Origin of the sequence: Chryseobacterium tongliaonense (assembly GCF_041224435.1) — a bacterium.
GTDB lineage: Bacteria > Bacteroidota > Bacteroidia > Flavobacteriales > Weeksellaceae > Chryseobacterium > Chryseobacterium tongliaoense.
Genome location: NZ_JBGFFD010000017.1, coordinates 19,644 through 27,275, shown reverse-complemented (window position 1 = coordinate 27,275; position 7,632 = coordinate 19,644). Strand labels below are relative to the sequence as shown.

7 protein-coding genes are annotated in these 7,632 nt (G+C 36.2%); 4 read left to right on the top strand and 3 right to left on the bottom strand.

The features are described from left to right. Positions 1–594: 594 nt before the first annotated feature. A complete protein-coding gene (locus tag AB8P06_RS20320) occupies positions 595–1,878 on the top strand; it encodes an alkaline phosphatase family protein (RefSeq protein WP_369844433.1) in 1,284 nt (427 codons plus the stop codon). Between the two features lie 91 nt (positions 1,879–1,969). Here the strand turns inward: AB8P06_RS20320 and AB8P06_RS20315 are convergent, their stop codons facing one another. Then, on the bottom strand, positions 1,970–2,848 hold the full coding sequence (locus AB8P06_RS20315) for an NmrA family NAD(P)-binding protein (protein ID WP_369844431.1): 879 nt from the start codon (positions 2,846–2,848) through the stop codon (positions 1,970–1,972). A gap of 80 nt (positions 2,849–2,928) precedes the next feature. Here AB8P06_RS20315 and AB8P06_RS20310 point away from each other — a divergent pair, with 80 nt between their 5' ends. Next, a complete protein-coding gene (locus AB8P06_RS20310; protein ID WP_369844429.1) occupies positions 2,929–3,291 on the top strand; it encodes a winged helix-turn-helix transcriptional regulator in 363 nt (120 codons plus the stop codon). A gap of 203 nt (positions 3,292–3,494) precedes the next feature. Here AB8P06_RS20310 and AB8P06_RS20305 read toward each other — a convergent pair whose 3' ends face one another. Together AB8P06_RS20305 and AB8P06_RS20300 are read right to left on the bottom strand one after the other, a co-directional pair. Continuing rightward, positions 3,495–4,547: an NAD(P)-dependent alcohol dehydrogenase gene (locus AB8P06_RS20305; RefSeq protein ID WP_369844427.1), complete on the bottom strand. Its 1,053-nt coding sequence runs from the start codon at positions 4,545–4,547 to the stop codon at positions 3,495–3,497. 18 nt (positions 4,548–4,565) lie between these two features. Further along, entirely contained in the window at positions 4,566–4,973 is a 408-nt protein-coding gene (locus AB8P06_RS20300) for a cupin domain-containing protein (protein WP_369844425.1), read from the bottom strand. Positions 4,974–5,104: 131 nt separating this feature from the next. Here AB8P06_RS20300 and AB8P06_RS20295 point away from each other — a divergent pair, with 131 nt between their 5' ends. Together AB8P06_RS20295 and AB8P06_RS20290 are read left to right on the top strand one after the other, a co-directional pair. Further along, complete coding sequence (locus AB8P06_RS20295) at positions 5,105–6,007, top strand: helix-turn-helix domain-containing protein (protein WP_369844423.1); 903 nt, start codon at positions 5,105–5,107, stop codon at positions 6,005–6,007. 228 nt (positions 6,008–6,235) lie between these two features. Further along, on the top strand, positions 6,236–7,576 hold the full coding sequence (locus tag AB8P06_RS20290; RefSeq protein ID WP_369844421.1) for a carboxylesterase family protein: 1,341 nt from the start codon (positions 6,236–6,238) through the stop codon (positions 7,574–7,576). Positions 7,577–7,632: the final 56 nt, after the last annotated feature.

The following is a 7,632-nucleotide window of genomic DNA, read 5'->3' as shown; positions in this document are numbered from 1 at the left end:
CTGCTTCCTGTAATTAGATACTGCTGATCTATAGTTGTGGTTACCTGGCTTAAAAAATCCTGTGTAGAGGATTTGATGTCTTTCTGCCATACCACTTCCTGGGCAGACACACCCAAAACAGTGCACATTGTAAGTACACCCGTGTAGAGTTTTTTCATACCTTGTGTTTAGGTTATTATTTGTTTTTTAATTTGCTGCAAAAGTAATTATTTTATGTCACTGTAAAAAGATGTATATGAAGGATTTAACACAAACTTTTTATCCATACAAAACTAATCCTCTAAAGCGACAGAACCTGTCGTATAAAAATTAATCTATAACATGAAAATCGGATTGATGTTTTTATAAATTGTATTTTAAGAATACTATTTTTTGAGTAAGCTAAGATTTTAAAGAATACCGATCAATGTAATTTGATGAATTGCGGACAACATTATGTTTCTATTTTTATTTAATGTGTGATTTTTTGTTTTTTAAACATAGTCATTCATTTTATACGCTATTAATAGATTAATAATTGGCTTTTAATGTTTTTTTAACCCACGAAACTTTCATCTGAGCATTACACACAGTAACTTTGTGAAAATTTTTATAATGAAGCGAGGACTCCATTTTTTACTGTTACTGATCTCTGTTACGGTTTTTGCCCAGAAAGTAACGGTTGATACTGCCCAGATTGTTATTCCTAACCGGTATAATACTGTTGAAGCTCAGACTAAACCTTATGTCATCATGATTTCTACCGACGGTTTCAGGTATGATTATGCCAGGAAATATAATGCTGAGAATCTTTTAAAATTTTCAAATGGGGGAGTTCAGGCAAAAGCTATGATTCCAAGTTATCCGAGTATCACTTTTCCCAATCACTGGAGCCTGATTACAGGGCTTTATCCTTCCCATCATGGTTTGATAGATAATTATTTTTACGACTATAAAAGAAAAGAAGCTTATGCCATGAGCGATAAAAAAGATGCTGAAGACGGAAGCTGGTACGGCGGACTGCCACTTTGGGGACTGGCAGAAAAACAGGGAATGATCTCAGCTTCTTTAATGTGGGTAGGTTCTGCAAGCGATGCAGGAGGTATGAGGCCTACTTATTATTATCATTATCACGAAAAATTTAGAACAGCTGAAAAAGTGGAAAAAGTGATTAATTGGCTGAAATTGCCTATGGAAAAAAGGCCACACTTTATTTCATTGTATTTTCCTGAAGTGGATGGAAGCGGACATCATTTCGGACCGGACGCCAAAGAAACGGAAGCTGCTGTGCACCTGATCGATAAAGCAATTGGCGATCTGGTACAGAAAGTAAAAGATTTAGGTTTACAAAATGTGAATTTTATCTTTGTTTCCGATCATGGAATGATAAAAGTGGATGGCGGAAATCCGTTGGAAATTCCTGCTTTGCTTTTAGATAAGGATAAATTTGATTTGTATAATTCTCAGACTCTATTGAGAGTTTACGTGAAAAATCCTGCTGAAGTTAAACCAGTCTATAAAGCATTAAAAGCGAATAAAACTGATGACTATGAAGTATATCTGGATAAAAAGCTTCCGAAATATCTCCATTTTGCTACTAAAGATGATAAATACAATAGAATAGGACAGATTCTTCTGATTCCTAAAGCTCCCAAAGTATTTTTGCCAAAAGGAGAAATGACTTCAATAGGAAAGCATGGCTATGACCCGAAACTTGTTCCTGAAATGAAAGCAACTTTCTACGCATGGGGACCGGAATTTAATAACAATCTCGTCATTGATGAATTTTCTAATGTCAATGTTTATCCCGTGGTGGCTCAGATTTTAGGATTAAAAATTGATCAGCCCATTGATGGAAAATTGAAAATTTTGAAAGAGACTTTGAAAAAAAAGGATTAATAAGATTAAAGAAAATAAAATAGTTTCGGCGCACCAAAGGTGCGCCGAAACTATTTTACACCAGTTCTGATTTCTGCGTTCAGAAGAAGAATTAAAATTTAGAAGCGAATTCTTTAGAAAAATCTTCCAGTTTTGTTTCTCCGCTAACCAAAGCTCCATGCTCATTAAAATCTTTTTGTATGATACCGTTTCTTAATCCTCGCCCCATTTCCGTATACAATTCTGCCATTTCCTGTGGCAGGCCTGCCTGAAGCATTCCGTTTAATGACTCTTCATCGGAAAATTCAACCCATGGCAATTCAGGCTTTCCAATAGCAGATCCGAAAACTTTTGCAAAATCGGAACCCTTACGAACATCGCTCACAATATATCTGATATTTTTACCCGCCTGATTTTTTACAAGTTCTTCCGCAGCAGCCTTTGCGATATCAGTAGGATGAACTAATGGAACATTTATATTTTCAGGATAATTGCTCCCTATGATTCCTGCATTTTTAATCAATGGAATATCATTGAAAAAGTTGATATAAAAATATCCGGCTCTTAAAAAAGTGACAGACGTATTTTCCAATTCGTTATATGCTTTTTCTATAAAGTGTAATCCTTTGATCGGGCCATTTTCAACCGGAGATTCTACACCGATACTGCTTAGCATTACAACACGTTTTACCCCTGTTTTCTTAATTGCTTCAGCATAATTTTTTCCGGCATTAATTGTATTTTCAACAACGTTTTCAAAACCCATATTAGGAGGTGTCATGGCAAAAACGGCGTCTGCACCTTCAAATGTTTTTATCAGAAAATTTAAATCGGTAATTGAGCCGATGGCAGGTGTTGCTCCTAAAATTTCAATATCGTTTTTTTTAGATTCGTTGCTGCTGATTACGGTGATATGATGGCCTTCAGTTATTAATTGTTGAGCCAATGGTTTTGCTACATTCCCAAGGGAACCTGTAATGACAATTTTCATAATAAATATTTTTTTATTTCCGTTGACAAAGTTATATTTGTACTTACTTTTATACAAGTACTTACCCTAAAGTATGTGTCATGGCAGCAATTAAAGAAAGTTCTACCATTCAGCAGAACAAAAAATATGCACTGGATATTTGTCCGGTCACTTATGTAATGGAAAAAATCGGTGGGTTCTGGAAGCCGATTATCCTATATCATCTTTCCAACGGAGACAAAAGATACGGTGAGCTTAAAAGAGCAATTCCGGCAGTAACGGAAAAAATGCTCATCCAGCATTTAAAACAGCTGGAAGCCGACGGATTGATTATCAGAACCGCAAAACCTGTCGTTCCTCCACATGTTACCTATGAATTAAGTACATCCGGCAAAGGTTTAATCCCCGTTATCCACCAAATGGCAGAATGGGCCTTTGAAGATATGAAAGGAAATTATAAGTAATAGAAATAACATTAATTTTTAAGAAAGAGCTGTAAACAGTATTTCTTACTTAAATGAAATGCCTTTGTTTCTCTTTAGAAAAAATATCCCGGCGATTATCTTTGTCTCCCTTTGCGATTTAAAAAAAATCAAGCTCTCAACTCTCAACTAAAAAAAGACCACCCTTTCAGGCAGTCTCCTTCGTTAGAATATATAAAGATTTTTTATAAAGATTGCATATCAATCACAAAACGGTATCTTACATCGCTTTTCAGCATTCTTTCATATGCTTCGTTGATTTCCTGCATTTTGATCATTTCAATCTCTGAAACGATATTATGCTCACCACAGAAGTCTAATAATTCCTGGGTTTCAGCAATACCACCGATAACAGAACCTGCTACGGATTTTCTTCCCATAATCATAGGAACCGTATTTAAAATAGGTTCTAGTCCGCCTAGATACCCAACTAAAACATGAGTTCCGTTGATGTTTAAAGTAGCAACATAAGGATTTACATCATGCACATAAGGTACGGTATCTATAATGACATCGAATTTCCCTTTTACGGATTCCATTTGTGCATCATCTGTGGAAATAATCACATGATCAGCTCCTAATTGCTTTGCATCTTCAGTTTTCCCCGGAGTTCTGGAGAATAAAGTCACTTCGGCACCTAATCCTTTAGCCAGCTTAATAGCCATGTGTCCCAATCCGCCTAAACCGACAACGGCAACTTTAGAATCCGGACCTACATTCCAGTGTCTCAATGGAGACCACGTCGTGATCCCTGCACAAAGTAATGGAGCTACTGCAGCCAGATCCAGATTTTCAGGTACTTTTAAAACGTAACTGGAATCTACAACCACTTTTTGGGAGTATCCGCCAAAAGTATGACCACCCAGATGTTTGTCCTTACCGTTATAAGTTCCTGTAAATCCGTTGAGACAATACTGTTCCAGATCATGTTTACAACTGTCACAATGTCCGCAGGAATCTACAATACACCCCACACCGGCTAAATCTCCTGCTTTAAATTTAGAAACTTCACTACCTACTCTCGTAATTCTTCCTACGATTTCATGTCCGGGAACTGCAGGGTAAACAGTTCCGCCCCAGTCATTTCTTGCTGTGTGAAGATCAGAATGGCAGACACCGCAATATAAAATTTCAATTTCCACATCATTAGGTGTTGTTTCCCTTCTTTCAATATTCATTTCTTTTAAGTCTGCTGTCGTAGACTCAGTTCCGTAAGCTTTTACTGTAAATGTGCTCATTTGATTTTTAATTTAAGTTTATAAGTTTTTGTATTCTTCATCAGTTACCGGCTCCAGCCATTCCACAATACCTTTTTGGGTATTGGTATTGATGGCAATATGAGTGAATTCACTGTCGGGGCCTGCACCATGCCAGTGAATAACATTGGGAAGAATATTCACTACATCTCCGGGATTTAAGATTTGTGCCGGTTTTCCTTTTTCCTGGTAATATCCGGTTCCTGAAGTTACGATTAAAATCTGCCCGCCACCATGCGAATGCCAGTTATTTCTGCAGCCGGCTTCAAAAATTACGTTTCCGATCTGGCAGTTCAGTTCGTCTTCGTTGGGCTTTAAAATCTGTACCCATGCAGTTCCACCCGAAAAGTATTCGGAAGAAGCTTTTTCTCCTTTGGGAAAAATGTTTTTATTTTCGAATGTTTCCATAACAATGCAAAAGTCGATACTTTTAAATGAACAGCACTTATACAGATTACAGAAACATTTACCAATTTTACAGACATCATGAAAAGTAAAACAGAAAGTGGTAATTTTGAATAAGATAAAAAAGACAGGCAATGGAAAATCAAGATGTTGAAATAATCAGCAGTATTTCAGATTATAATAAAATGTTGAATCATGAGACTTTGCATCCCCTGGTCAGTATTGTTGATTTTTCCAAGTCTGATCCCATTTCTCAATACAGGAGAAGCTACGGGTTTTATACCGTATTTCTCAAGGATGTCATGTGTGGAGATATGTATTACGGTAAAAACAATTATGATTACCAGGAGGGGACTTTGGTCTTCATAGCTCCGGGACAGGTTTATGGAATGAACAATGATGGTTCTTATATACAGCCGGCAGGCTATGCGCTTGTATTTCATCCTGATTTGATAAAAGGAACAAACCTCGGTAAAAATATTAAAGATTATACTTTCTTTTCTTATGATGTGCATGAAGCTCTTCACCTTTCTGAAAAAGAAAGAGAGATTATCCTTGAATGTTTTAAAAATATAAAACTTGAGCTGGAACAGGCGATTGACAAGCACAGTAAGTCTTTAATTGTGAATAATGTTGAGTTATTTCTCAATTACTGTATGCGGTTTTATGACCGTCAGTTTATTACCCGTGATCATGTAAATCAGGGGGTTATCGGAAAATTTGAAAACCTTGTGGATGATTATTTAAAATCTGATAAACCTAAAAATATAGGTTTTCCGATGGTTAATTATTTTGCAGAACAACTTAATCTTTCGGCCAATTATTTTGGAGATCTTATTAAAAAAGAGCTTGGGGTTTCCGCCCAGGAATTTATTCATAATAAGCTGATTGATGTTGCAAAAGAACAGATCTTTAATCCTGCAAAATCGATTAGTGAAATTTCTTATGACTTAGGTTTCAAATATCCACAGCATTTTACAAGACTATTTAAAACAAAAGTCGGAGTGTCTCCAAGTGAATATAAATCACTTAACTAATCCGGTCTAAACACGAATAGCACTAATGTTTTTCCACAAATAACACGACTCATTTGTGACCATTTGTGCGGAGAATTTGTGTCATTAATATTTAATTTAGTCTTTTCAAAAACAAATATTTTCACCATAAATCATTTGTGTTCATTGTACAGGAAATTCGTGGTTTAATCTTCCAATTTTGTGTTTAAAAATGATTAAATTTAAACTTGAAAATACTTTTGTTTTAAGATGACGACACAGCAAAATGTAGGAATTTATACTTTTCAAACCCCTTTTGGAAAAATTTTAGCATTAAAAGAAGACGACATTATCAAAGCCAGAAGTATTCGCTATGCCCGTTCCGAAAGATTTCAGAAGCCCATAGCCGTACAACCTTCAGCATCAGAAATTATCTTTCCTGATAAAATCCCGGTTTGTCCGCAGAATTTAAGCTCATTATTAGAAAGGCTGATCGGAAAAACTGATCTTGATCTTTTTGATGTGGAAGAATCAACACAGTATGTTTCGGTTTACCGTCCTGATGTTTTTGAGCAGGATGAAAAACTTCCCGTTATAGTTTGGATTCACGGAGGTTCTTACGAGATAGGATGTGGGGATGTGGCTACGGCTGATCCTAGAGATTGGGTAAAAGAACACAACGTTATTGTGGTTTCGGTTTCCTATCGTTTGGGAATTTTCGGTTTTCTTGGGGGAAATGAAAAGAGACCTGCCAACTTAGGACTGTTTGATATCATAGAAGCTTTAAAATGGATTAAAATTAATATCGGAAGCTTTGGCGGAGATCATGAAAATATTACTCTGTTCGGGCAGTCTTCAGGCGGAGATGCCATTGCTCATCTGATGATTTCCGAGGGTGTTGAAGACTTATTTCAAAGAGTGATTATTCACAGTGCACCTTTGGGGCTTCGTAATGACAGGAAAAAAATGATAGCTGAATTTCTGAATAAAACAGAGCACTTTACAGCTGAAACAGATATTTTGGAAATTGTTGAAAGTTATAAAAATTTTGTACCGTCTTTTCTCAGATACGGTTTAAAAGCCGCCATGCCTTTTGGAGTGCAATATGGTTTTCCACCTTTATGCAATGAAAATGAAGTGCTGGAAAAATGGCAGCAAAGTGCAAAAAAATATGATCTCTTAATTGGTTTAAATGAAGATGAAACCGCATTTTATCTGAAAGCTTCCGATTCCTGGAATACATATTTCAATCAGAGTTTCGGTAAAAAAATTCTGAATAAGGCTATTCGTGTAACAACTGATATTATTTATGGTAAACCAGCCGAAACTTTCGCTGAAAACTATGCTGCAGCCGGAGGAAATGCCTATATATTTAAAATCCATTCCCGGCTGATCAATAATTTTTTCGGAGCAGCTCATGCATTTGATCTGCCTTTGATCTTTGGAAATGAAAATGCCTGGAAATCCTCCGGATTATTAAAAGATGTTCCCTGGAAATATTTACAGGAAAACGGCCGGAAGCTGAGAACATTATGGACTGAATTTGCCAAAAGCGGAAAAATTTCAGACGATTCCGATGTACCTGATCTTTTAGAACTCCGGAAAGTTTAGTTTTATTTTAATCACAAACAGCACTAATCTTCACAACGATTAGTATTTGTAGTCTT

What these genes read in the sequence shown, in the direction of transcription:
- AB8P06_RS20305 (WP_369844427.1), bottom strand. Translation starts at nt 4,547, where the DNA reads ATGAGCACATTTACAGTAAAAGCTTACGGAACTGAGTCTACGACAGCA.
- AB8P06_RS20315 (WP_369844431.1), bottom strand. Translation starts at nt 2,848, where the DNA reads ATGAAAATTGTCATTACAGGTTCCCTTGGGAATGTAGCAAAACCATTG.
- AB8P06_RS20290 (WP_369844421.1), top strand. Translation starts at nt 6,236, where the DNA reads ATGACGACACAGCAAAATGTAGGAATTTATACTTTTCAAACCCCTTTT.
- AB8P06_RS20300 (WP_369844425.1), bottom strand. Translation starts at nt 4,973, where the DNA reads ATGGAAACATTCGAAAATAAAAACATTTTTCCCAAAGGAGAAAAAGCT.
- AB8P06_RS20295 (WP_369844423.1), top strand. Translation starts at nt 5,105, where the DNA reads ATGGAAAATCAAGATGTTGAAATAATCAGCAGTATTTCAGATTATAAT.
- AB8P06_RS20320 (WP_369844433.1), top strand. Translation starts at nt 595, where the DNA reads ATGAAGCGAGGACTCCATTTTTTACTGTTACTGATCTCTGTTACGGTT.
- AB8P06_RS20310 (WP_369844429.1), top strand. Translation starts at nt 2,929, where the DNA reads ATGGCAGCAATTAAAGAAAGTTCTACCATTCAGCAGAACAAAAAATAT.